The organism is Sulfitobacter sp. 1A10359 (assembly GCF_043558145.1).
GTDB classification, from domain to species: domain Bacteria; phylum Pseudomonadota; class Alphaproteobacteria; order Rhodobacterales; family Rhodobacteraceae; genus Sulfitobacter; species Sulfitobacter faviae.
In genome coordinates this window covers 724,573-748,098 of the sequence record NZ_JBIFGB010000001.1, presented here as the reverse complement: position 1 = coordinate 748,098, position 23,526 = coordinate 724,573, and the positions used below count along the sequence as shown (strand labels likewise).

Below are 23,526 nucleotides of genomic sequence, written 5' to 3'. Positions count from 1 at the left end.
GCCGCATATGAACACGTCTTTCGCCAGTCTTACCGAATTTCGCAGCCTGCTGCGTGCGATGTCCGCCTGCGACGACGCGGCGATGGCAGAGGCGCGGGCCCATGACGCCATGCTGACCAAACCCCCCGGCGCGCTTGGCCGGTTGGAGGACCTCGCGGTCTGGTATCGCGGCTGGCGCGGCGGTGCGCGCGCCGAGATCGCCGCGCCCCAGATCATCGTGTTTGCAGGCAACCACGGGGTCGCCGCGCGGGGCGTCTCGGCCTTCCCGGCAGAGGTGACGGCGCAGATGGTGTCGAACTTTGAACAGGGCGGGGCGGCGATTAACCAGATCGCGCGGGTCAATGGGGCGAGCCTCGACGTGGTGCCGCTGTCCTTGGACAGGCCCACCCAGGATTTCACGGTCGCGCCCGCGATGGCGGAAGACGAATTCGTCGACGCGCTGCGGGCGGGTTGGGAGGCTGTGAATGCCGAGGCCGATCTGCTTGTCGTGGGTGAGATGGGCATCGCCAACACCACGTCGGCTGCGGCCCTCGCCGCGGCGCTGTTGGGCGGCGGGGCGGAGTTCTGGACCGGGCGCGGCACCGGGGTGGATGACGTGGGCCTGTCGCTGAAGACCGAGGTCGTGGCCGAGGGGGTCGCCCTGCATGCGGACAAGGGCGATGGGCTAGAGCAGCTGCGCCGCCTCGGGGGGCGGGAATTGGCCGCGATGGCCGGAGCTTTGGCGCGGGCGCGGGCCTTGCGCATCCCGGTGATCCTCGACGGTTTCATCTGCTGTGCCGCCGCGCTCAGCCTCGCGCGGACGGCACCCGGCGCGCTGGATCACTGCGTCGCGGGGCATCTCAGCGCGGAAAGCGGTCACCGGCGGCTCTTGGGTGCGTTGGACAAGGAGCCGCTGCTGGAGTTGAACCTGCGTCTGGGGGAAGGCTCTGGCGCGGGCTTGGCGATTGGCATCCTCAAGACCGCGCTTGCCTGTCACGCGGGCATGGCCACCTTTGCCGAAGCGGGCGTCAGCGACGCATAGGGCGGCGCGGGTGGCCCCCCGAAAGGGGCTGCCCGGTTCAGGCGCTTTCCTTGCCCTTGTCCTCGCCAAGGTTGAGAAAGGCGGTCTCCAACTCCTTTTGCAATTCCTTGGCGCGGGCCACATAGGCGGCGTTCTGCGAGGGCGGCACATCGGGCCGCCAAAGCGCCGCCAATTCCCGGACCGAGACCCGGTCGTGGGCGTAGAAAAGCTTTTGTGCCTCATTGGCCTCGAAATCCGAAAGCCCCATGTTTTCCAACACATAGCGCCCGGCCCGAAGTGAGCTGTCGAACATTTCGCGCACGATGTCATTCGACCCGGCCTGATAGTGGCGGTAGACCTCCTCCCGGTCGCGCGCGCGGCTGACGATATGCAGGTTCGGGTTCTCTTTGCGCGCGTAGGAGATCAGAGAGACCGCCGATTTAGGGTCATCAAGGGCCACCACCAAGACGCTGGCCTCTTGCAGCCCCGCTTTGCGCAGGATGTCGGGCCGCGTCGGATCGCCCAGAAACCCCTTAAAGCCAAAGCGCCGCATGACGGCAATGGTCTCGGGGTTGTGGTCCAGCACGACGGTTTGAAATCCGCTGGCTTGGACCATCCGGTTCACCATCTGGCCAAAGCGCCCGACGCCCGCGATGATCACCGGGCCGCTGCTGTCGATCTCATCGGCGATGACGGGACCGCCGTCGTCAAGGCGTCGGCTGATCAGGTCGTGCAGGATGAAAAGCAGCGGCGTGATCAGCATGGTTAGGGCCACGACCAGCAAAAGCGTTTCGCCAATCGGGTCGGGCATGACGCCGGTGGCGAGGGAAAAGCTGACCAGCACAAAACCAAATTCCCCGGCCTGCGCCAGCGCCAGCGTGAAAAGCCAACCGTCGCGGCCTTTGAGGCGGAAGAGGCGGCCCAGTACCATCAGGATCAGCGCTTTGACGATGATGACCAACAGCGCCATGCAGATCAGGATGAGCGGTTTTTCGAATAGCAGGACAAAGTTGATACCCGCCCCCACGGTGATGAAAAACAGCCCCAAAAGCAGCCCCTTGAAGGGTTCGAGGTCGGTTTCCAACTCGTGGCGGAACTCGCTGCTGGCCAGCACCACGCCCGCCAGAAAGGCGCCGAGGGCGGGCGACAAGCCGACCACGGTCATCAGCGAGGAAATCCCCACCACGATCAGCAGCGCCAATGCGGTGTACATCTCGCGCAGCTTGGCGAGGTGGATGTAGCGGAACACCGGACGGGTCAGGTAAATGCCCACGAGGATGATCGCGGCCACGGCCCCGATCGTGACCAGCGTAACGCCCCAGCCCGGCAGGCTTTGCACGAAGGTCTGCGCGGCATGGGCGACCTCTCCGGCGTGGCTGCCCTCGGCCCCGTGATGGGCATTCTCCACCGCCTGCGGGTCGAGCGAGATGGACCCATCGGGCAAAAGCCCGCCCGGAATGCCCGTGGCCAGCAGCGGCAGGAAGGCGAGAATGGGGATCACCGCAATATCCTGCGTCAGCAGGACAGAGAAAACGGAGCGCCCCCCTTGGGTTCGCATCAGCCCCTTTTCCGATAGGGTTTGCAACACGATGGCCGTCGAAGACAGCGCCAGCGTCAGCCCGATTGCTAGCGCCACGCGCCACGGCTGGTCGTAAGTCATGGCGATGGCCATGAGCGCCGCGGTCGACAGCAGCACTTGCAAGCCCCCCAAGCCCAGCAGACGGTGGCGCATGTCCCAAAGCGCGCGCGGCTCCAACTCCAGCCCGATCAGGAAGAGCATCATCACAACGCCGAATTCCGCGAAATGCTGCACGTCCTTCGTCTCGGACCCGACAAGGCCCAGCACCGGCCCGATCAGAATGCCCGCCGCCAGATAGCCCAGCACCGACCCCAGCCCCAATCGCGCGGCGATGGGCACCGCAATCACCGCGGCGGCCAGATAGACGGAGGCTTGGAACAGGAAACCTTCCATTGCGGTCCTCTTTCAGCGTCAGGTGGGCAGCGGCCCGTCCTGTTTCAATTGATCCATGACAATCTGGCTATGCACCCGGCTCACGGCCTGATGGGGCAGAAGAACGTCGTGAATGAGCCGGTTCAGGCTCGGCAGATCGTCACAATAGACCCTCAGGAGGTAGTCCGCATCCCCCGTCATCGTCCAAGCGCTCACAATCTCGGGACGGGTGGCCATGAGCCGGGCAAAGCTTGCCGAATGTTCCGGCCCGTGGGTGCCTAGATGGACCTGCACGAAGCCCTGCACGTTCAGCCCCATGCGCACCGGATCAAGCCGCGCGTGATAGCCGCGAATGTAGCCTTCCGCCTCCAACCGCTGACGCCTGCGCCCGGCTTGGCTGGGGGAGAGGTTCAGCTCTTGCCCCAACTCCTGCGCCGTGAGGTGGGCGTTCTTTTGCAGCGCCGTTAGCAGCCGCCTGTCGATCTCATCGAGCATGATGCGCGTTCTCCGCATGGTTTGGAGGTAATATGCGTCACTTCCGCGAAATTGACCAGTTGAATGCTGCGATACGCGCAATTCGCGCGGCGGTTGCTGCGTAGACTGGGGCAAATCCCAAAGCAGAGGAGACTGACATGGGCCCTTTCCCGCATGACGCCCCGAAATCGCAGATCACGGCAGAGAACCCCGCCGGCACCGATGGTTTCGAGTTTGTCGAATTTGCCAGCCCCGACCCACAGGCGCTGCGCGATGTCTTCACCAAAATGGGCTATGCCCATGTCGCCAACCACAAGACCAAGAAGATAGAGCTTTGGCAGCAGGGCGACATTACCTATGTCCTGAACCACGACCCCGCGAGCTTTGCCGCGCGTTTTGTCGAAAAACACGGCCCTTGCGCCCCCTCGATGGGCTGGCGCGTGGTGGATGCGCAAAAGGCGCTGGAGCACGCGGTAGCGAATGGCGCCGAGGAGTATAAAGGCGATGGCAAGGTGCTCGACGTGCCCGCGATCATGGGCATCGGTGGCTCGCTGATCTATTTCATCGACCAGTATTACGACACCTCGCCCTATAACTGGGAATACGACTGGATCGCCAAATCGAAACCCGAAGGCGTGGGGTTCTACTACCTCGACCACCTGACGCACAACGTCCACAAGGGCAATATGGACGTCTGGTTCAAGTTCTACGGCGACCTGTTCAACTTCCGCGAAATCCGCTTCTTCGACATTGAGGGCAAATATACGGGGCTTACTAGCCGCGCGCTGACCTCGCCCTGCGGGCGCATCCGCATCCCGATCAACGAAGACCGGGGCGAGACCGGCCAGATCGTGGCCTATCTCAAGAAATACAACGGCGAGGGCATCCAGCATATCGCCGTCGGCGCGCGCAACATCTATGACGCCACCGATGCGATTGCCGACAATGGGCTGAAGTTCATGCCCGGGCCGCCCGAGACCTATTACAAGATGTCGAAAGAGCGGGTGACCGGCCACGAAGAGCCGCTGGACCGCATGCAGAAACACGGCATCCTGATCGACGGCGAAGGCGTGGTCGACGGGGGCGAGACGCGCATCCTGTTGCAGATTTTCTCGAAAACCGTGATCGGGCCGATCTTCTTTGAGTTCATCGAACGCAAGGGCGACGACGGTTTTGGTGAGGGCAACTTCAAGGCGCTCTTTGAATCGATCGAGCAAGAGCAGATCGACAATGGTGAGCTTGAGGCCACCTAGTCAGAAGTACATCCGGGGGAGGGAAAAGGGGCGCTGCGGCGTCCCTTTTTATGTGGTGAGACCTAGTTCGGCATCTTCAGCACGACATTCCGACCCCGGCGCACATAGCGCAACTCGCTATCGCCAATGGCCGAGACGCGGCCCCCGTCGATCCGGTCGCCGACCTCAACCTTTTGATAGCGCCCGTTGCTGAGCCGAACCAGAGCGCGGCGGTTCGAGGGCTTGCCATAGACGCCGATCAGATTGACGTCGCGCAGGTTGATCGCATTCTTCACCGTGGCCTGTTTCGCCACGGAGGTTTTCGATGGAAAGCGGGGCTGCACGGCCTTGGGTGCCACGCTCGCGACCTGCGCAGGCGCAGCCCGGCGGGCGGCGCGTTTCACGATCCGGTCGAAATTGCGGGGCCGGGTATCGGGGCGGCGCGACTGGGTTGTGGCCTGTTTCGTCGCGTTCTGGGTTGCGGGCGGCGTGGCGAGGGCGGCGGCGACCGCGCCACTGGTGTCGATGGGGGCAACCTCGGGCTCAGGCGTGGCAGCGGCGAGCGCTTCCTGAGCGATTTCTTGAACGGATTTGGGCCGCAGTTGCGGGCGCAGATCGGCCAATTCGGACCGTGTCAGCCCGCCAAGCTGGGAGCGTTCGGTCGTCTCTGCCAAATCGTCGGGGCGCAGACGGGGCCGGGCCTCGGCCAAGGCACTGTCGACCTCGGGCTCAGCCGGTTCGGCTTCTGGCCGGGTCAGAGTGGCGGGGGGCTGCACGGCGGGGCGTCCGAGGTAGACCAGATGGCCATCGGGGCTAAGCGCCCCCTGCGCCGTGGGTTTGACCAAGCCGCGCGCGTCCAGCGCAAAGCGTGTGCCCGCCGCCGCCGGAGAGCTGACCGCGCCGGGGGCAATGTCGGTGCCGAACCCATCGGCGGGCGGCAGGGCCACGGCATCCGTCGTGCTGCTGATCGGGTCGATGCTGGTGAGGTAGAGATCGTCGATATCAATTGCCGCTGCCGGGGCCGGGGGCACGTCCGGGGCGCGGGCCCAGATGCCGGTGGTGGCATATTTGGCGTCGATCTCGGCCTCGGTCATCTCTGACAGGGGGCGCGGCTCAGGGTCACGCAGCGCGTCGAGGACGGCACCGTCTTCGTCGGTCAGACCGGCGTCCAAGGCGGCGGTTTCGATCGCGTCGGGCTCTGCCGGTTCAGGGGGCAGTACGGCGATGTCCTTCTCGATTTCAGGGGTTTCCGCAGGGGCCAAGGCTTCGGCGGTGCTGCGCGGGCTGCGGTCGCCAAAGAGCCGCGAAAGCGCGCTGCCCTCGTCGAGGAAGATTGAGGCCCAAGCCGCGACACCGGCCAAGAAGACCAAAAGCGCCGCCGTCAGGATCAGGCCAAGGAAACGCGGCTTGCCACCGACTTCGTTCCGGCGGCGCGCGCCGAAAACGGTCATCCGCTCGGCCTCTGTTGCCGGGCTGGCCGCGGCGGGGCTGGCAGGGGCGGTCCGGCGGTCTTTCGACGCTTTCGGTTTGCGGCGGCTGAGGAAGGTGCCGGTGGAGGTGGTCGCCTCGGGCGTCAGCGAGCTGCTGTCGGGCTGGGGGGCTGCAGCCTCTGTCGCGGCGGCGGCTGTGGCCGGTTCGACGGGCATCTGCGGCGCAAGCGGGGCCGCGGCGGGCGAAGGTGCGCCGACGGGCAGGGAGGCTGTGCTGGGGGCGGGCGCGGGCGTCGGTTCCGTTTTGGCGGCAGGCGGGGGCGGGGGTGCCTCCCGGCTCGCGCCGCCAAGGCTGGGCGCGTTGTCTGACCCGCCACGGCGGCTTGCAAAACCGGCGGCAGGGGCGCTGCGCGAGGCCGGTGCGGAGAAATCAACCTTGCGCGAAGGCTCGGGCTGCGGCGTGGCCTGCGTGCTTGCCGCCGCCGCGAGGGGGGCTGCGGATGCCGCAACGCTGCCCGTGGGGGCGGGCGGCGCGTCCGCCTCCGTCTCTTCCGGTTCCTCGCTTGGCGCGGGGGTCTCCAACGCGGGCAGGTCTTCTGCCAACGGCGGTGGGGTTTCCTCTGGAGTGGGGGCCAGTTCGGCCTCTGCCGGGTCTTCCGTCGCCTCCGTTTCCGCCGCAGCGTCCAAGGCGGGCAGGTCTTCGTCCAAGGGCGGTGGCGTGTCTTTGGGGGTCGGCTCCAACGTGGGGGAGGCTTCCGAAGCGCCTTCGGTCGACCCCAAATCCGGCAGGTCTTCCTCTACCGGCGGCGGGGTCTCCTCCGGCGTCGGGGCAAGCTCAGGCTCGGCGACGGGGTTCGTCTCATCCGTGTCCACGACCGGCCCTTCGGGCGCGTTTATCACGCCGGAAATCACGATGGGAGCCGTCTCAGGCTCCACGGTTTCGCCGGGTTCCAGCAGGTCTGACGCGGCTTTCGTCATGCCGAAATGCGGCGCGCCCTCGAAATTTTCATTGGCCGGGGCGGCGGCAAAGCTGACCGGGTGGAAACGGTGCTCCACCGCGAAGGCCTCGGCTTCGTCCAAGGTCTCGCGGGCCACGGCGGCCACATGGCTCTGCCCGCCATCGGCATGCACGTCGAACACCAGATCGGAAACCGGATAGGGCGTGGCCCCCTCCAGCGCCTCTGCCGCTGCCGCACGGCGGGCGGCGGGGTCCATATCCGGCGTGTCGAGGGTGAGGTATTTGATCTGCGCGTCGGGGATCAACAGCAGGCTGCGCAGCCCGCCCGGCTCCAACGCCGTGGCAGTTTTGCGCAAGACCGCCAGTTCCGCCGCCAGATCGGCACTGTCGAGCGCCACTTCACCAACAAGCTGCCATCCGCCCGATGTGCGGTGGAGCAAACGAATGCCGTCGAACGACAGGGAGAGGGTAAAATTCGGCTTCATCGCGGTCGACTTTAGCATGGGGTCGGGCGCACTTACAGACGCGCCGCAGTCATGGCGAAGGATAGAGCAGGAGTTCGCCCAAGGGAAGGGTGCGCACCGTGCGGGTGCTTGTCAGAACCGGGCCGCGATGGGCAAATGGCGGCGCATTGATGCACGGAAAGGAACGAACATGCGACTGATGAATTGGGTGGCGCTGGCGTGGATGGCGGGGGCCGGATTGGTCTCGGCCCAGCAGGGACCGGAAGAGGGGATTATCGTCACGGGCCAAGGCACCATCGCCGCCGCGCCCGACATGGCAACGATCACTCTGGGCGTGACCGAAGAGGCCGAAACCGCCAAGGCCGCGATGGACGGGGTGAATGCCGCCGTAAGCGCGATCCTGACCCAGCTTGATGCGCAGGGCGTCGCGGCGAAGGACCGTCAGACCAGCCGTTTCTACCTGCGCCCGGTGCATGACAACCGCGCGCATAAGGACGGCCAGCCGCCGCGGATCACTGGCTATCAGGCGGGTAACTCCGTCGCCGTCAAGGTGCGCGATCTCGACCGCTTGGGCGCGATGATGGATGCGGTGATCGACGAGGGCGCGAATGATTTCAACGGCTTGGACTTCGGTCTTCAAGACCCGAAAGATGCGCTGGCCGAGGCACGCAAAGCCGCCGTTGCGGATGCCACCGAACGCGCGCGGCAGTTGGCCGAAGCCGCGGGGGTGAAGCTGGGCACGCTGATCCGTATGACCGAAAACTCCCACGCGCAGCCCAAGATGTTCGAATCCGCTCGTATGGGGATGGCGATGGACAGCGCCGTGGCCGAAGGCGAAGTTGAGGTGCGGGCGCAGGTCTCGATGACCTTTGCCATTGCCCCTGGGCAGTAAGTTGCCGCAGATGGAAAACCCCCGCCGAGGTGATCGGCGGGGGAAGGTGGTTTAGCTGGTCGCCTTGGTCAGTGCCTGATCGAGATCGGCGATCAGATCGTCGGCGTCCTCGGTCCCGATGGAGATGCGCACGACGCCCGGACCGGCCCCTGCCGCTTCCTGCTGCTCTGCCGTCAGTTGCCGGTGGGTGGTGGAGGCCGAGTGAATGATCAGCGAGCGCGTATCGCCCAAGTTCGCCACATGGCTAAAGATCTCAAGGCTGTTGACCAGTTTCACACAGGCGTCATAGCCGCCCTTGACCGCAAAGGTGAAAAGCCCGCCCGCGCCCTTGGGACAGACCTTTTGCATCCGCTCGTGATAGGGCGAGGATTTCAGTCCGGCATAGGTAACATACCCAACTCGGTCGTCCTGTTCGAGCCATTCCGCCACCTTCACCGCGTTTTGCACATGCCGCTCCATGCGCAGCGACAGGGTCTCGATCCCCATCAGTGTGTAATGGGCTGCCTGCGGGTTCATCGTCATCCCCAAGTCGCGCAGCCCGATGGCGATGCCGTGGAAGGTGAAGGCCATGGGGCCGAAGGTCTCGTGGAACTTCATCCCGTGATAGGCTTCCTCAGGCTGGCTGAGCGAGGGGAATTTGTCATTCGCGGACCAGTCGAATTTGCCCGAATCCACGACGCAGCCGCCCATGACGGTGCCGTTGCCGGTGAGGTATTTGGTGGTGGAATGCACCACCAGCGTCGCGCCATGCTCAATCGGGCGGCAGAGGTAGGGTGTGGCGCTGGTGTTGTCGATGATCAGCGGAATGCCCGCCGCATCTGCCACATCCGCAATAGCGCGCACATCCATGATATAGCCGCCGGGGTTTGCGATGGCCTCACCAAAGACCGCGCGGGTGTCGTCGTCGATCGCATCGGCCACGGCCTGCGGATCGTCGAAATCGACAAACTTGCAGGACCAGCCGAACCGCTTGATCGTATGGCTGAACTGCGTGACCGTGCCACCATAAAGACGGGTGGAGGCGACGATATTCTTGCCCGGCCCCATCAGCGGGAACAGCGCCATGATCTGCGCCGCATGCCCCGATGAGCAGCAGACCGCGCCGACACCGCCTTCGAGCGTGGCGATCCGCTCTTGCAGGACCGCGTTGGTGGGGTTGGTCAGGCGCGAATAGATATAGCCGACTTCCTCAAGGTTGAACAAAGCCGCCGCGTGATCGGCATCGCGAAAGACATAGGCTGTGGTCTGATAGATCGGCGTCTGCCGCGCGCCGGTGGCCGGGTCGGGGTTGGCGCCTGCGTGGATTTGCAGCGTGTCGAAATGTGGGGTGGGGCTGTCGGCCATTGGTCTGTCCTCTCAGAAAATGGTTCTCGCGCAGCCTAGGCGCAAAGACCCGTCCAGACAACGGGGCAGGCGGGGCTCAGCGCATCCAGAAACCGTTTGATTTGATCCGGTTGCGGATCGCCTGTTCGCGGCGGGGCAGGTTGTCTTGATCGAAAAGCGCGCGCACCTTGGCCCCCCGGCCCTGATAAACCATCCGCTTGATCGCATCGCGCTGCTTGAGCAGCTTTTTCATTCGGTTGGGGGCGGTGATGGCCTCTAGCACCTCGATCGCATGATCGCTCTCTCGCGCGTAGAGCAGGGGCAGAAAACGATAGTGGCAGGAGACCGTGCCATCCAGCAGACCAGCGGGCAGGGCGTCCCGCCCGCCGCCAAGGGCGTGGATCACCAGCGGCAGCACGATTTGGTCGAGCCAAGGGTCAAAGCTCTGCGCGCAAAGCTCGACCGGAGGATCGTCGCGCACCACAAGTGCGTAGCGCAGAAAGAGATCACCGAATTCCCGTGGACAGCGGTAGTAGAAGAACCCTGCGTTAAAATAGAGATAACGCCGCCAATATTCATCCGGTTGGCTCAGGTCGAGGCTGCTGGCGAAGTCGAGGCCGAACTTGTCGTAAAGCGACTTCCACAATGCGCTATAGCCCGGCCCGTAAAGCTGCGGCTTGGGCCATGTGCCCTCGCGTTTGAGAGAGGCCGAGGGGCGGTCAAAATCAAACGGCACCGCCGCCAGATCGCCGGTGATCAGCGTATCGGTGTCAAAGAAAACAAAGGGTTCGCCCGCGGGCAGGGCGCTGAGCATTTCGATCTTATTGCCATTGGGGTAGGCGCTGCCGAAATGCTGATTGTCAAAGGGGACGAACTCCGCCCCAAGCTCGCTCAGCGCCTCGCGCAGGGCGCTGTCGGTGATGCGCGGGTCACTGTCCCAAAGCGGGCCGGGCTGCGGCTCGGCGATCAGCAGGCGGCCTTGGAACTCCGGGCAGGAATGGCGCAGGGAGGCAGCGAAAAGCAGCGCCTCATAGGCCAGCCGCCCCTCTTGGCCCACGATGACGACGTTGAAAATTTGCGGGATACGCGAATTGCGTGTCATACTTAACTGCGGCCTTTGGTTTTCGGCCAGTATAGGGGCAGGGCTCTGTCGGCAAAAGCCAGCAATTTGAGCGGTCTGCGAAAGGGGTTCGAATGTTCGATTTTGTCTTTGCCGTGATCGCGATCAGCTTGGGCGGCCCCTCTGCGCCTTCGGACGGGGTAGGCCGACCGGATGCGCCGATGACGGTGCAGGCTCCGGCACGCCCCGCAGCCCCGGCCAGCCCGGCGGCGCCCCCGGCGCCCGCGGCCCCGCCGCCTGCGTTCTACATGGATGCCGTGCCCCCCGGCTTGGTCGCCGAAGACCAGACACCCACGGGCCGTTTCACCACCGCCGCAGAGGTGCGTCCGATCCTGAACGCCACCCGCGGCAATTGGATCGCCGTGCGGGAGTATGATGGGCGAGACTTCCTCTATGTGACCCACCTGTGGAGCTGGCGCTGCGGGCTGGCCGCCATGGCAATCGCGGTGAACGACGCGCCGATGCGGAACCTGCCGATGCCGCCCTGTCACGATTCATCGCCGACGCCGAATGCGATTCTGGAGGGGGATCCGCAGCCTTACCTGACGTTCGATCTCGGGTCAGTTGAGAGGATTCGGGTTCAACTGGTTTACGACGATTTGGGAATGGCGCTTGAGGGGTTTTTGCGGAGCGATGTGTTGATCCCGTGATGGCCATCGGGCCCGACATTGATTGGTCGCCACGAGCGCGCCTTAACTGCGCATACGAACTATCGCGAGGGGGGAGAAAGTGGTGGGCGACCCTGGAATCGAACCAGGCGTGCGTCTCCGCGAGGGAGCCGCAGGCGGGCCCTGACACATGGCTATTTCGCGCAGGATCGATCCGGGGGATCGATCGGTGGCCATCCGCTCAGCGCCAGCATGTTACGATGTCTGAAAATAGAGGGAGAAAGTGGTGGGCGACCCTGGAATCGAACCAGGCGTGCGTCTCCGCGAGGGAGTTACAGTCCCCTGCCACACCTTGCGGCCTGTCGCCCACTTTGTCCCGGTGCATTGCACCTGACGTGGGGGCGTGATTACAAGCGAGCCAAAGAAGCGTCAAGGCGAATTCCTGAGAAATCTTGGGGAAATCGCACGAAAGGATAAAGAGATGAAGAAACCCAAATGGGTCGTGCAAAAAGAGCAGGACAAGAAGGCCGAAGCGGCGCAAACGGTCTGGCTGTTCGGCCTGCATGCGGTGCGCGATGCGCTGATGAACCCGCGGCGTGAAAAATTGCAGTTGATGGTCACGCCGAACGCGCAGGCGAAGCTGGAAGAGGCCATCGCCGAGGCGGGAATCACGCCGCAGGTCGTGGACCCACGCAAGTTCCGCCCGCCGCTCGATCCAAACTCGGTCCACCAAGGTGCCGTTTTGGAGGTGAAGCCGCTGAACTGGGGCCGATTGGAAGATGTGGCCATCGGTGATTCCGCGCCGCGGCTTTTGCTGCTCGACCGGGTGACCGATCCGCATAACGTCGGCGCGATTCTACGCTCTGCCGAAGTGCTTGGCGCCTCGGCGGTCATCGGCACCAAACACCATTCCGCGCCTGAGACCGGGGCGCTGGCCAAAACCGCCAGCGGTGCGCTGGAGCGCCAGCCCTATCTGAGGGTCCGCAACCTTGCCGATGCCATCCGGGCCTTGCAGGAGATGGGCTATCTTGTGCTGGGGCTTGATGGCGAGGCGACGCAGACCATCGAGGAAACCGTCGAAGGCCGCCGTGACCGCCCCGTGGCGCTTGTTCTGGGGGCCGAGGGGCCGGGGCTGCGGGAGAAGACCCGCGAGACCGTAGACGCGCTGGTGCGGATTGATGCGGTGGGCGGATTCGGCTCGCTCAACGTCTCTAACGCGGCGGCCATCGCGCTTTATGCCAGCCGGGTTGGCGGCTGAGAATCGGCAAGAACTGGCTCAAATGCGAGCAGGGGGCAGGGCGGCCGGGCCCGGCCCCTTTGAAAACGGCCAAGGCTTCCTAAATTTAAGACTGACCGCAGGCCCGGAACGCCTGCCGGCCACCTACTGTCCCTCGTTCCGTACCTTACGCCCCGTGTTCGTCATGGGGCGTTTTTTTATGTAGGGCTAGATACACAAAAGCCGCCCCTAAGGGCGGCTTTGCGTTTCCTACGGGGTGGTAGGATCAACCTGGAGCGGGCGAGGCGATTCGAACGCCCGACCCTAACCTTGGCAAGGTTATGCTCTACCCCTGAGCTACGCCCGCATCCGGTTGGTGAGGGGGGAATACCCATTCCCGCAGGGGGCTGCAAGGGGGAAATGAAGTGATCTAAGCGTCGCGCGGCAATTTTTTTCGCGGTGGTTTTGGGGGCGAAAAACACAAAGGGCCGCATCCAAAGATGCGACCCTGTGAAGTCCAGATGGAGCGGGCGAGGCGATTCGAACGCCCGACCCTAACCTTGGCAAGGTTATGCTCTACCCCTGAGCTACGCCCGCTTACCGTCTGGTGAAGGCGAGATACCTATTGGGGCGGGGGGCTTCAAGAGGGAAATGTGGTTTTTGGCGGAAAAATTTGCGTAAGGCGGGGGCTCTGCCCCCGGACCCCCGAGGGTATTTGAGAAAGGATGAAGTTGGAGGGGAGGGGCGGCTGTCAGAGGAGTGGGGGCAAAAGAAAAGGCCCCGCGGGAGAGCGGGGCCTTTGTGGTTTGGGTCAGCTTAGTGGCTGTGCTGCTTGTCCCAGTCTTCCTGTTTCGGAAGCTGCTCGAAGGTGTGTTCGGGCGGCGGGCTGGGCAGGGTCCATTCCAGCGTATCCGCGAATTCGTTCCACGGGTTGTTTGCTGTGGAGCGCGCGCCGCGGGTCAGCGTGTAGGCCATCACCCCGAAGAAGAAGAGGAAGGAGGCGAAGCTGAGGAAGGCGCCGATCGAGGACCACTGGTTCCAGTAGGCGAATGCCTCAGGATAGTCGATGTAGCGGCGCGGCATGCCCTGACGGCCCAGGAAGTGCTGCGGGAAGAAGGTCAGGTTTGCACCGATGAACATCGCCCAGAAGTGCAGTTTGCCGGCCCATTCGGGGTACATGCGGCCCGTCATCTTGGGCAGGTAGAAGTAGATGCCCGCGAAGATGGCGAAGACGGCGCCGAGCGACATCACGTAGTGGAAGTGCGCCACGACGTAGTAGGTGTCATGGTAGGCGCGGTCCACGGCGGCCTGGCTCAGCACGATGCCGGTGACGCCACCGACGGTGAAGAGGAACAGGAAGCCAAAGGCCCAGAGCATCGGTGTTTTGAACTCGATCGAGCCGCCCCACATAGTGGCGATCCAGCTGAAGACCTTCACCCCCGTTGGCACCGCGATGACCATGGTGGCCAGCATGAAGTAGGCCTGCTGGTTCAGGGTCATGCCCACGGTGTACATGTGGTGCGCCCAGACGACGAAGCCCAATGCGCCGATCGCGATGATCGCCCAGACCATCGGCAGGTAGCCGAAGACCGGTTTGCGCGAGAAGGTCGCGATGACGTGGGAGATGATGCCGAAGCCGGGCAGGATGATGATGTAGACTTCGGGGTGGCCGAAGAACCACAGGATGTGCTGGTAGAGGATCGGGTCACCGCCGCCTGCGGGGTCGAAGAAGGCGAAGCCGAAGTTGCGGTCCATCAAGAGCATGGTGATCGCGCCCGCCAAAACCGGCAGGGACAGGAGGATCAGCCAGCTTGTGACGAAGATCGACCAAGCGAAGAGCGGCACTTTGAACAGGGTCATGCCGGGGGCACGCATGTTCAGGAAGGTGGTGATCATGTTGATCGCGCCGAGGATCGAGGAGGCACCGGAGACGTGCACCGCGAAGATCGCGAAGTCCATCGACATGCCCGCTTCGCGCACCGAAAGCGGCGGGTAGAGTACCCAGCCCACCCCGGAGCCGAGCTGGCCGTTGCCACCGGGTGTCAGCAGCGAGCAGACCGCGAGGGTGGTGCCCGCGACATAGAGCCAGAAGCTGAGGTTGTTCATCCGCGGGAAGGCCATGTCCGGCGCGCCGATTTGCAGCGGCATGAAGTAGTTGCCGAAACCGCCGAAGAGCGCGGGAATCACGACGAAGAACATCATCAGGATGCCGTGGCCGGTGATCAGCACGTTCCACAGGTGGCCGTTTGGCGTACAGGCGGCAGAGCTATCCGCGATGAAACGCGCGCCTTCCATACACATGTATTGAACGCCCGGATCCATGAGCTCGAGGCGCATGTAGACGGTGAATGCCACCGAAATAAGACCGACCAAGGCCGAGACGATCAGGTACAGAATACCGATGTCTTTGTGGTTGGTGGACATGAACCACCGGGTAAAGAACCCCCGGTCGTCGTGATGATCTTGGCCGTGAATGGCTGCGTCTGCCATGCGGTGCCTCCTGCAAATGAATTGGACACATGGCGCCATAGGCGGCACATGCGGTGTCGCGCCCGTTTTAGAGCGACCGTCTCGTGGGGGCAATGGGCGCGATGGTCGCAGGGTGGGTATTTTTTGCGCTGTGGCTGTCGCCGTAAAATCCGGCCTTTGGGCCGCTTGGCGCGTGCTTTGCCGCTGTTAGGGGGTGATGTCGCAGCTGCCTGTGGGGGCGCTGGCAAAGACCTCATCAAAGGTGGCGCGCAGGGCAAGATCGACATCGTCCATCGTCACGGGCAGACCCAGATCGACCAGTGAGGTCACCCCATGGTTCGTGATGCCGCAGGGCACGATGCCGCCAAAATGGCTGAGGTCCGGCTCCACATTGATGCTGATGCCGTGGAAGCTGACCCATTTGCGGAGCCTGATTCCAATGGCGGCGATCTTGTCTTCGGCGGGGCTGCCATCGGGCTGGGCGGGTTTCTCGGGCCGTTGCACCCAAACGCCGACGCGACCGGGGCGGATTTCGCCGCGCAGGTTGAATTGATCCAACGTGGCGATGACCCAATTTTCGAGCTGGCGCACGAAACAGCGCACATCGCGTCCCCGAGCGGCGACGTTGAGCATCACATAGGCCACACGCTGGCCCGGCCCGTGGTAGGTATACTGCCCACCGCGCCGGGTGGGGTAGACGGGAAAGCGGTCAGGCTCTGTCAGGTCTTCGACCCGCGCCGAGGTTCCGCCGGTGTAGAGCGGCGGATGTTCGACCAGCCAGATGCATTCCTCGGCCTCACCGGCGGCGATGGCGGTGGCGCGCGCCTCCATCCACGCCTCGGCGCTGCGGTAATCGGTCAAGCCGTCGGTGATGATCCATTCAACCATGGGGATGCCTTAGCAAGACCCGCGCCGCACCGCCAGAGGCACAGTGTCAGGCGGCGGCGTCGCGTTCCTCCAAGACCTTGCGCAGGATTTGGGCGTAGTTTTCAGCCCCCTGCGCCCCGGTGATCAGGTATTTGCCCTCGAAGATCATCGACGGCACGCCGGAGATGCCGCGCGAAGTCCAGAATTGCTGCGCTTCGCGGGTCTGTTCGGCAAAGCTGCCGCTGCGGAGCACCTCAAGCGCCTCATCCCGGTCCAACCCGACGGAAGCGGCAACATCGGCGAGCACATCAGTGTCGTTCACATTGCGCCCTTGGGTGAAATGCGCGTCAAAAAGGGCCATCTTCAGCGGGTGTTGCAGCCCTTGGGCCTGCGCCCATGTCAGCAGTTGATGCGCGGCAAAGGTGTTTTGCATCCGCGTGTCGTCGGAAAAGTTGAAGGTAAAGCCCAAGTCTTGGCCCATCTGCGTTAGCCGTTTGCGATTCTCGACCGACTGAGCAGGGGTGGAGCCGTATTTCTCGGCCAGATGTTCGGCCATGTTCTGGCCTTCGGCTGGCATCTGCGGGTTCAACTCAAAGGGGTGCCAACGCAGGTAGGCGCCGACGCCAACCGCGCCGAGTGCTTGCTCAAGTTGTTTGTAGCCCACGATACACCAAGGGCACATCACATCCGATACGATGTCGATCTGCACGGTGGGGGTATCTGTGGGGGTGGCGGTGTCTGCGGGCATGGCGTGTTCCTTCTTGCTTGCGTCACAGATGGCCCGCCGAACGCGCGCTTTCAACGGTTGAGCCGTCAGATTGTAGGGCGGTAAGGGGATTGTGATCGGGGGTGCGGCTGCGGAAAATCGGGGGCTGAACCCGCTTTCTGAAACGCATTGAAAAAATTTGCAGATTGCCTCTTCACAAGCCCTTGGTCTTTGGCTAAACCCCGCCCACCAACCATGGCGTGCGGTCGTGGCGGAATGGTAGACGCGCAGCGTTGAGGTCGCTGTGGGGTAACACCCGTGAGAGTTCGAGTCTCTCCGACCGCACCACGATGCTTTGCAATGCAAAGCGATGGTCGGACCCCCTGAAAGAAAAAACGTTTTTGCCCTCGTCTCGGGCCGTGGTCAGCCTACAGTCTTGCTGCGCGGTATCTTGCCGATTCCGCGCGTGACACCTGCGCGGGGCGGGGCAGGCCGTTCTCATTGCGCGATTCCCCCGGCAGAGTGTTTGCAGCCAAGGCGGCAATGCCGTTTAACGGTTGCTAAGAATAAGGCCCGTTTGGGCGGGCAAAGGAGAACCGGCGCGAAAACCGGGGTGACGAACGCAAGGAGGGTAGCGCGTGGCGCAACAAGGGCAGACTCAAGGGGCGGCGCTTTGTCTCGCTCTTGGACTACTTCTTGGCGGGGGGGCTGCGGCACAGGCGGCGGAACTGGCCATCACTGGCATCGCAGCGGATTCGGACCTCTATGCCACCCTGCGCGATGGGTCCTTGTTGGCCGAGCAGACCGATGAGGATGCCGAGCCTGCCACGCCGCAGGAATTGGTCGCCGCGGCGCAGGCCGATTACGGGCGGCTTTTGGCGCTGCTTTACGACAACGGGTATTTCGGGCCGACGCTCAAGATCACCTTGGATGGCGTCGATGCCGCCGCGATTCCTCCTGTGCAACCGCCGCGCCGCATCGACCGGGCCGTGATCACGGTAGACCCGGGGCCGAAGTTCCGCTTTGGCGCGACCCGCATCGCGCCCATAGCCCCGGGCACCGAGTTGCCGGACGGATTTGCCGCGGGGGAGACCGCGAGCCTTGGCGTGCTGAAGGAAACCGTCTCGGCCGGGGTCAGCGGTTGGCGTGACGTGGGCCACGCGAAAGCGGCATTGGCGGATCAAGATCTTGTGGCCAAACACCGTGAGCGCCAGATCGACGCTGCCCTGCGGCTGGCCCCGGGGCCAAAGCTGCGTTTTGGCGTGCTGACTGTGACCGGCAACGAAGACGTGCGCACCGCGCGGCTGATCGAAATCGCAGGGCTGCCACAGGGGGAGGTCTTCTCGCCCGAAGAGTTGGAACTGGCCACCGAACGGCTGCGCCGCACCGGCGCGTTCGACGCCGTGGCGCTCATCGAAGCGGATCGGATTGGCCCCAACGACACGCTGCCCATCACCGCGCAGGTGACCGAAGCGCCCAAGCGGCGCTTTGGCTTTGGTGCGGAACTGTCCTCGCTCGAAGGGCTGACGCTGAGCACTTTCTGGCTGCACCGCAATCTGTTGGGCGGGGCCGAACGTCTGCGCCTCTCGGCTGAGATCGAAGGGATCGGCGGCAATTCGGGGGGGGAGGACTATACGCTCTCTACCCGGTTCGAACGTCCGGCGACCTTTAACGAAGATACCGATTTCTACGCGCTGGCCACGTTGGAACAGCTTGATGAGGTGAATTACTTCTCCCGCCAGTTGGATCTGGAGGCGGGGATCGAGCGGATTGCCAACCAGAATCGCACCTATTCCGCGGGCCTCGGCCTGCGTGTGGCCGAGACCGAGGATGCCTTCGGCACCAACCAATACACCCTGCTGACCCTGCCGCTGGGGGCCGAGTTTGACTACCGCGACAAGGAACTGGACGCGACCGAGGGCTATTACATCGACGCCAATATCACGCCCTTCGTCGCGCTGTCGGGGTCTGAAAGCGGGCTGCGCAGCTATCTTGATGCGCGCTACTACCGCAGCTTCGGGACGGAGCGCCCGGTGACGCTGGCCTTCCGGGGGCAGCTTGGATCGGTTGCAGGGCCGGACCTGTCGGAAGCGCCGGCGGATTACCTCTTTTACTCCGGCGGGGGCGGCAGCGTGCGCGGACAACCCTATCAAACGCTTGGGGTTGAACTGCCGAGCGGCGACACCGTGGGCGGGCGCAGCTTTGTCGGGCTATCAGCAGAGGCGCGCGTGGCCCTGACCGAGAAGATCGGCGTCGTGGGCTTTGCCGATGCGGGCTATATCGGGTCGGAAGAATTCTACGACGGATCAGGCACTTGGCACTCGGGCGCAGGTCTGGGGCTGCGCTATGCCACGGGCATCGGGCCGATCCGGCTGGACGTGGCCGTGCCCACATCGGGGCCGGAAGTGGATGAAGATTTCCAAGTCTATATCGGGATTGGACAGGCGTTTTAATGCGACAGTTTTTGCAGATCCTCACCGCCAGCCTTGTCTATCTGGCCTGCCTCACACCGGCTGCCGCACAGGATGACGACAAGGGCTTTCTCACCCGGACCATTCAAGACGCGCTGAGCGGCGCGGGCCGCACCGTCAGCATCGACGGATTCGCAGGGGCGCTGAGTTCGGAGGCCTCCTTTGATCGGATGACGATTGCGGATGACGATGGCATCTGGCTGACGCTTGACGATGTGGTCCTGGATTGGAACCGTTCGGCCCTGCTGCGCGGACGGCTGGAGGTCGAACAACTCACCGCCGGACGGCTCGATGTCGAGCGTCTGCCGGTCAGCAATGAAGTCGATCTGCCCGATGCCGAGGCCAAACCCTTTGCCTTGCCCGATCTGCCTGTCTCCATCGAAATCGCGGATTTCTCGGTGGATGAGATCAACTTGGGCGAGCCGATCTTGGGCGAGGCGGCGCAGCTTTCGGTAAGCGCCAATGCACGGCTGACCGATACGGTCGGCATCGTCGATTTTCAGGCCCGCCGCACCGATGGCAAACGGGGCGAGTTCGACATTCAGGCCGATTTCGACCGCACCGAAAATGCGCTGGACCTGTTGTTGAACTTGACCGAAGATCCCGAAGGCATCGCGTCGAAACTGCTGAACCTGCCGGGGCAGCCTTCGGTGCAGATGACCGTGAAAGGCGCAGGGCCGCTGGATGATTTTGCGACCGACGTGACCATCGCCACCGATGGGCAAGAGCGTTTGGCGGGGCAGGTGACCCTTGGCACGCAGGCCCCACGCCGCGCCAGCGATACACCGGACCGCCGCATTCAAGCCGATATCGGCGGCGACATCACTGCGCTGCTCGCCCCGCGCTACCGCGACTTCTTCGGCGAGGACGTGCGGCTGGCGCTGGATGCACTGCTGGAAAGCAACGGTGCGGTTGAGGTCAGCAGCTTTGCCCTTGCCGCGAATTCCGTCGATCTGCAGGGGCAGGTCACGTTGAACCAAGAGAAATGGCCGACACTGATCGACATCTCAGGCCGGATCGCAAACCCAGATGGCACCTCGACCCTGTTGCCGATTTCGGGTGAGGGCACGCGGGTCGAGGCCGTGACTCTGCGCGTGGACTACGATGCCGCGGATGGCGACCGCTTTGAAAGTGCGTTCGACATCACCGGGCTGGACACGGGCGCGCTGCAAATTGCGCAGACCCAACTGGCGCTCGACGGTATTCTCGAAGGCAACCTTGGCAGTTTGGGGCAATTCTTTGGCGATGTGACCTTTGCCACCGAGGGGCTGACGCTGACCGATCCGGCAAGTGCCGAGGCCGTCGGCGATGCGATCACCGGCAGCGCCGAAATCCGCTTTGTCGAAGGTGAACCGATTGAGATCAACGGGCTGACCCTATCGGGCGAAGACTATGGCCTGACCGGCGAAGCCGCGATCGACGGGGTGGATAGCGGGCTGCTCACCCAGCTGAAGATGACGCTCAAAGCCCAAGATATCAGTCGCTTTTCCGCGCTGGCGGGTCGCGATATCGCGGGAGCCACGGCGCTGGCGCTGAACGGCACGGTCACGCCTTTGGGCGGCATGTTCGATCTGGCGATTGCCGGGGGGACCGATGACCTTGAGATCGGGATCGAACAGGCCGATGCGGTTCTCGCGGGGCGGACCAGCCTTAGCATGGTGGCGAAACGCAACGAGACGGGGACTTTCCTGCGCGATCTTGAGTTAAAGAACGATGCGCTGGACCTGACCGGCGATGTCGAATTGCGCAGCGAAGACAGCCGCGCGGCCTTGGACTTCACGCTCGCCGATGTTGGGCTGGTGCTGCCGCAATACCAAGGGCCCGTTGCGGTCAAGGCCACAGCGGTGCAAGAGCCGCGCGGCTGGGTTGTCGACGCGGTCACCGATGGCCCCTATGACGCGGCGCTGACCGTTTCGGGCTTGGCCACGGGAGAGGATGCGCAAATCGACTTCACCGCCGATATCCCCCGGATCGAAGATTTCCTGCCCGAGGCGGATATCACCGGCCCGGTCACCGCCAAGGGCGCATTGCGCCAGACGCCGCAGGGGTGGGAGATCGACACCGAAGCCAGCGGCCCGTTGGAGGCGCAGGCCTCGGTCGAAGGGTTGGTCACGCCGCGCGTCGATGTGGCCTTTGACCTGTCGCTGCCCGATATCCAACCCCTCGTCCCGCAGATCAACGGCGGGGTGGCGGCCAGCGGCACGGTAGAGCAGACCGAACAGGGGTTTGTCGTCGATACCATCGCCAATGGCCCCTACGACAGCCGCGTCGCGGTCGAAGGCTTGGCGACGGGGCCTGACATGGCGCTGCGCTTTGACCTGACCTTGCCGGATGTCAGCCCGCTCGCCCCCGGGGTGAACGGGCCGCTGGCGGCCCAAGGCACGGTGCGGCAGCAGGAGAGCGGCATTGCCGTGGATGTCGCCGCGCGTGGCCCCTATGGCAGCAGCGCCGTGGTTGAAGGGCTGGCCACCGGCCCGAATATGGCGCTCAGCTTTGACCTCTCAGTGCCCGACGTCAGCCCCCTCGCACCCGGTGTGAACGGCCCGCTTTCGGCCACGGGCGACATCCGTCAGACCGATGACGGAATCGCCGTGGATGTCAGCGCCGATGGCCCCTATGGCAGTAGCGCCATGGTCGAAGGGCTGGTGACCGGAGAGGTCTCTCTTCGGTTCGACGTCTCGGTGCCCAACGTGAACCCGCTGGTGCCCAGCGTCTCAGGCTCTTTCGCGGCCAACGGCGTGGCGCGTCAGACCGAAAACGGCGTGGTCCTCGATGCCAGCGCCAGCGGCCCCTATGGCGCACGGGCGACGGTCGAAGGCTTGGTCACCGGCCCCAATGCGGCGGTCGATTTCCAGTTGAACATGCCTGACATCGGCGCCTTGGTGGAACAGGTAAACGGCCCGCTCAGCGTCGCAGGCTCGGCCCGGCGCGAGGGGGAGGCCTGGCGCATCGACACCAGTGCCAATGGCCCCGCAGGCACGCAGGCGACTGTGGCAGGGCTGGTGAATACCGACGGGACGCTGAACCTCGATATCGCGGGCAATGCGCCGCTTGGGCTCTCGCGTCCCTTCCTCGCCCCGCGTAATTTGCAGGGGCAAGCGCGGTTCGATTTGCAAATCAACGGACCGGCGGCGCTGTCGTCGGTCAGCGGGCGCATTACCACCAGCGGCGCGACCTTCACCGCGCCGAACCTGCGGGTGGCGTTGCGGGGGATCGACGCGGATGTTCAGCTTGGGGGTAACCGGGCGCAGCTCAATGTGACCGGTCAGGCCGTCGATGGCGGAGAGCTGCGCGTGGCGGGGGCGATCACCCTGACACCGGCCTTGCCTGCGGATATCAACGTGACCCTGCGCAACCTCGTCTATGCGGACCCGAGCCTTTACAGCACTACGCTGAACGGCGATCTGCGGCTTGCAGGTCCCTTGAGCGGGGGGGCGCAGATTACCGGGGTGATCAACGCGGGCGAGACGAATATTCAGGTTCCCGCAACGGGTCTGACCTCGATCGGGGACATCCCGCAGATCACCCATGTCAACGCGCCTGCCGATGTGCTGGCGACCCGCCGCAAGGCCGGGTTGGAGGGGGTCGAGGCCGAGGACGACCCTGCGGCGGAGGCGTCCGGCCCCGGGTTCGGGCTGGACCTGCAACTCAACGCGCCGAACCGGATTTACGTCCGGGGCCGCGGGCTGGATGCGGAACTGGGCGGCGCGCTGAACCTCAGCGGCACCACCAACCGCATCATCTCGGCCGGGCGGTTCGAGTTGATCCGCGGGCGGCTCGATATCTTGGGCAAACGCTTCTTGCTCGACGAAGGGTCGATCCAGTTTCAGGGCGATTTCATCCCCTATATCCGGTTCGTCACTTCGACCGATACCGAAGCGGGGGAGGTGCGTGTCATCGTGAGCGGCCCGGCGAATGAGCCGGAGGTCACTTTCGAATCCACCCCCGCCGCGCCGCAGGACGAGGTGCTGTCGCAGCTGCTCTTTGGGCGCAACATCTCGGAAATCTCGGCCTTTCAGGCGCTGCAATTGGCCAGTGCCGTGGCGACCCTCGCAGGGCGCGGCGGCGACGGGGTGATCGGCAACCTGCGTGAGGGCTTTGGCCTCGACGATCTGGACGTGACCACCACCGAGGATGGCGAGACGGCGCTGAGGCTGGGGAAATACCTGACCGACAACGTCTATACCGATGTGACGGCGGCCTCGGATGGCACGGGGGAGGTGTCGCTCAACCTCGATATCACCGAAAGCCTGACGGCCAAGGGCACGTTGGGGTCGGATGGCGACAGCAGCATCGGCATCTTTTTCGAGCGGGATTACTGAGAAACGGGGCGCCTTGCGGGGCG

The 23,526-nt window shown here is 64.1% G+C and carries 15 protein-coding genes and 4 tRNA genes; 8 read left to right on the top strand and 11 right to left on the bottom strand.

Going from position 1 to position 23,526, the window contains the following annotated elements; all coding sequences use genetic code 11:
• Positions 1 to 7 precede the first annotated feature (7 nt).
• A complete protein-coding gene (cobT, locus tag ACGYK2_RS03675; RefSeq protein ID WP_271689610.1) occupies positions 8 to 1,021 on the top strand; it encodes a nicotinate-nucleotide--dimethylbenzimidazole phosphoribosyltransferase in 1,014 nt (337 codons plus the stop codon).
• A 37-nt stretch (positions 1,022 to 1,058) separates the two neighbouring features.
• Here the strand turns inward: cobT and ACGYK2_RS03670 are convergent, their stop codons facing one another.
• Both ACGYK2_RS03670 and ACGYK2_RS03665 read right to left on the bottom strand, forming a co-directional pair.
• Positions 1,059 to 2,972, bottom strand: a complete 1,914-nt coding sequence (locus tag ACGYK2_RS03670; protein ID WP_271689611.1) for a monovalent cation:proton antiporter-2 (CPA2) family protein — start codon at positions 2,970 to 2,972, stop codon at positions 1,059 to 1,061.
• An 18-nt stretch (positions 2,973 to 2,990) separates the two neighbouring features.
• Positions 2,991 to 3,446 carry an Lrp/AsnC family transcriptional regulator gene (locus ACGYK2_RS03665; RefSeq protein WP_271689612.1) on the bottom strand — a complete coding sequence of 152 codons (456 nt, stop codon included), beginning with the start codon at positions 3,444 to 3,446 and terminating at the stop codon, positions 2,991 to 2,993.
• 137 nt (positions 3,447 to 3,583) lie between these two features.
• Between ACGYK2_RS03665 and hppD the strand changes: the two genes are divergently transcribed.
• Positions 3,584 to 4,678 carry a 4-hydroxyphenylpyruvate dioxygenase gene (hppD, locus tag ACGYK2_RS03660; protein WP_271689613.1) on the top strand — a complete coding sequence of 365 codons (1,095 nt, stop codon included), beginning with the start codon at positions 3,584 to 3,586 and terminating at the stop codon, positions 4,676 to 4,678.
• A gap of 62 nt (positions 4,679 to 4,740) precedes the next feature.
• Here hppD and ACGYK2_RS03655 read toward each other — a convergent pair whose 3' ends face one another.
• Entirely contained in the window at positions 4,741 to 7,548 is a 2,808-nt protein-coding gene (locus tag ACGYK2_RS03655; protein ID WP_271689614.1) for a hypothetical protein, read from the bottom strand.
• A gap of 151 nt (positions 7,549 to 7,699) precedes the next feature.
• Here ACGYK2_RS03655 and ACGYK2_RS03650 point away from each other — a divergent pair, with 151 nt between their 5' ends.
• Complete coding sequence (locus ACGYK2_RS03650) at positions 7,700 to 8,401, top strand: SIMPL domain-containing protein (RefSeq protein ID WP_271689615.1); 702 nt, start codon at positions 7,700 to 7,702, stop codon at positions 8,399 to 8,401.
• A 51-nt stretch (positions 8,402 to 8,452) separates the two neighbouring features.
• On the opposite strand, the gene ACGYK2_RS03645 is transcribed toward ACGYK2_RS03650, so the two are convergent.
• Positions 8,453 to 9,745: an O-acetylhomoserine aminocarboxypropyltransferase/cysteine synthase family protein gene (locus ACGYK2_RS03645; RefSeq protein ID WP_271689616.1), complete on the bottom strand. Its 1,293-nt coding sequence runs from the start codon at positions 9,743 to 9,745 to the stop codon at positions 8,453 to 8,455.
• Between the two features lie 76 nt (positions 9,746 to 9,821).
• Positions 9,822 to 10,826 carry a hypothetical protein gene (locus ACGYK2_RS03640; RefSeq protein WP_276154439.1) on the bottom strand — a complete coding sequence of 335 codons (1,005 nt, stop codon included), beginning with the start codon at positions 10,824 to 10,826 and terminating at the stop codon, positions 9,822 to 9,824.
• Between the two features lie 92 nt (positions 10,827 to 10,918).
• Here ACGYK2_RS03640 and ACGYK2_RS03635 point away from each other — a divergent pair, with 92 nt between their 5' ends.
• Entirely contained in the window at positions 10,919 to 11,494 is a 576-nt protein-coding gene (locus tag ACGYK2_RS03635) for a hypothetical protein (RefSeq protein WP_271689618.1), read from the top strand.
• Positions 11,495 to 11,736: 242 nt separating this feature from the next.
• Here the strand turns inward: ACGYK2_RS03635 and ACGYK2_RS03630 are convergent.
• Positions 11,737 to 11,820: transfer RNA gene (locus ACGYK2_RS03630), tRNA-Tyr, on the bottom strand.
• 113 nt (positions 11,821 to 11,933) lie between these two features.
• On the opposite strand from ACGYK2_RS03630, the gene rlmB reads away from it, so the two are divergent.
• Positions 11,934 to 12,710: a 23S rRNA (guanosine(2251)-2'-O)-methyltransferase RlmB gene (rlmB, locus tag ACGYK2_RS03625; protein ID WP_271689619.1), complete on the top strand. Its 777-nt coding sequence runs from the start codon at positions 11,934 to 11,936 to the stop codon at positions 12,708 to 12,710.
• A gap of 250 nt (positions 12,711 to 12,960) precedes the next feature.
• Here the strand turns inward: rlmB and ACGYK2_RS03620 are convergent.
• The 5 genes from ACGYK2_RS03620 to ACGYK2_RS03600 form a co-directional block, all read right to left on the bottom strand.
• Positions 12,961 to 13,035 (bottom strand) — tRNA-Gly (locus ACGYK2_RS03620).
• 155 nt (positions 13,036 to 13,190) lie between these two features.
• Positions 13,191 to 13,265, bottom strand: a tRNA-Gly gene (locus tag ACGYK2_RS03615).
• Between the two features lie 219 nt (positions 13,266 to 13,484).
• Entirely contained in the window at positions 13,485 to 15,158 is a 1,674-nt protein-coding gene (gene ctaD / locus ACGYK2_RS03610) for a cytochrome c oxidase subunit I (RefSeq protein WP_067261244.1), read from the bottom strand.
• 186 nt (positions 15,159 to 15,344) lie between these two features.
• Positions 15,345 to 16,025 (bottom strand): lipoyl(octanoyl) transferase LipB, encoded by a 681-nt coding sequence (gene lipB, locus ACGYK2_RS03605; protein WP_271689620.1) that lies wholly within the window; start codon positions 16,023 to 16,025, stop codon positions 15,345 to 15,347.
• A 46-nt stretch (positions 16,026 to 16,071) separates the two neighbouring features.
• On the bottom strand, positions 16,072 to 16,752 hold the full coding sequence (locus ACGYK2_RS03600; RefSeq protein WP_271689621.1) for a DsbA family oxidoreductase: 681 nt from the start codon (positions 16,750 to 16,752) through the stop codon (positions 16,072 to 16,074).
• A gap of 220 nt (positions 16,753 to 16,972) precedes the next feature.
• Here ACGYK2_RS03600 and ACGYK2_RS03595 point away from each other — a divergent pair.
• The 3 genes from ACGYK2_RS03595 (at position 16,973) to ACGYK2_RS03585 (ending at position 23,503) form a co-directional block, all read left to right on the top strand.
• Positions 16,973 to 17,058: transfer RNA gene (locus ACGYK2_RS03595), tRNA-Leu, on the top strand.
• Positions 17,059 to 17,348: 290 nt separating this feature from the next.
• Positions 17,349 to 19,163 carry an autotransporter assembly complex family protein gene (locus ACGYK2_RS03590; RefSeq protein WP_271689622.1) on the top strand — a complete coding sequence of 605 codons (1,815 nt, stop codon included), beginning with the start codon at positions 17,349 to 17,351 and terminating at the stop codon, positions 19,161 to 19,163.
• Positions 19,163 to 23,503, top strand: a complete 4,341-nt coding sequence (locus ACGYK2_RS03585) for a translocation/assembly module TamB domain-containing protein (RefSeq protein WP_271689623.1) — start codon at positions 19,163 to 19,165, stop codon at positions 23,501 to 23,503. The genes ACGYK2_RS03590 and ACGYK2_RS03585 overlap by 1 nt, the downstream gene beginning before the upstream one ends.
• The last annotated feature ends 23 nt before the right edge of the window (positions 23,504 to 23,526 follow it).

Bases quoted from the DNA above. Each gene is read 5' to 3' on its own strand.
- ACGYK2_RS03645 (WP_271689616.1), bottom strand. From the start codon at position 9,745: ATGGCCGACAGCCCCACCCCACATTTCGACACGCTGCAAATCCACGCA.
- cobT (WP_271689610.1), top strand. From the start codon at position 8: ATGAACACGTCTTTCGCCAGTCTTACCGAATTTCGCAGCCTGCTGCGT.
- ACGYK2_RS03635 (WP_271689618.1), top strand. From the start codon at position 10,919: ATGTTCGATTTTGTCTTTGCCGTGATCGCGATCAGCTTGGGCGGCCCC.
- ACGYK2_RS03600 (WP_271689621.1), bottom strand. From the start codon at position 16,752: ATGCCCGCAGACACCGCCACCCCCACAGATACCCCCACCGTGCAGATC.
- rlmB (WP_271689619.1), top strand. From the start codon at position 11,934: ATGAAGAAACCCAAATGGGTCGTGCAAAAAGAGCAGGACAAGAAGGCC.
- ACGYK2_RS03665 (WP_271689612.1), bottom strand. From the start codon at position 3,446: ATGCTCGATGAGATCGACAGGCGGCTGCTAACGGCGCTGCAAAAGAAC.
- ctaD (WP_067261244.1), bottom strand. From the start codon at position 15,158: ATGGCAGACGCAGCCATTCACGGCCAAGATCATCACGACGACCGGGGG.
- ACGYK2_RS03655 (WP_271689614.1), bottom strand. From the start codon at position 7,548: ATGCTAAAGTCGACCGCGATGAAGCCGAATTTTACCCTCTCCCTGTCG.
- ACGYK2_RS03585 (WP_271689623.1), top strand. From the start codon at position 19,163: ATGCGACAGTTTTTGCAGATCCTCACCGCCAGCCTTGTCTATCTGGCC.
- lipB (WP_271689620.1), bottom strand. From the start codon at position 16,025: ATGGTTGAATGGATCATCACCGACGGCTTGACCGATTACCGCAGCGCC.
- ACGYK2_RS03670 (WP_271689611.1), bottom strand. From the start codon at position 2,972: ATGGAAGGTTTCCTGTTCCAAGCCTCCGTCTATCTGGCCGCCGCGGTG.
- ACGYK2_RS03640 (WP_276154439.1), bottom strand. From the start codon at position 10,826: ATGACACGCAATTCGCGTATCCCGCAAATTTTCAACGTCGTCATCGTG.
- hppD (WP_271689613.1), top strand. From the start codon at position 3,584: ATGGGCCCTTTCCCGCATGACGCCCCGAAATCGCAGATCACGGCAGAG.
- ACGYK2_RS03650 (WP_271689615.1), top strand. From the start codon at position 7,700: ATGCGACTGATGAATTGGGTGGCGCTGGCGTGGATGGCGGGGGCCGGA.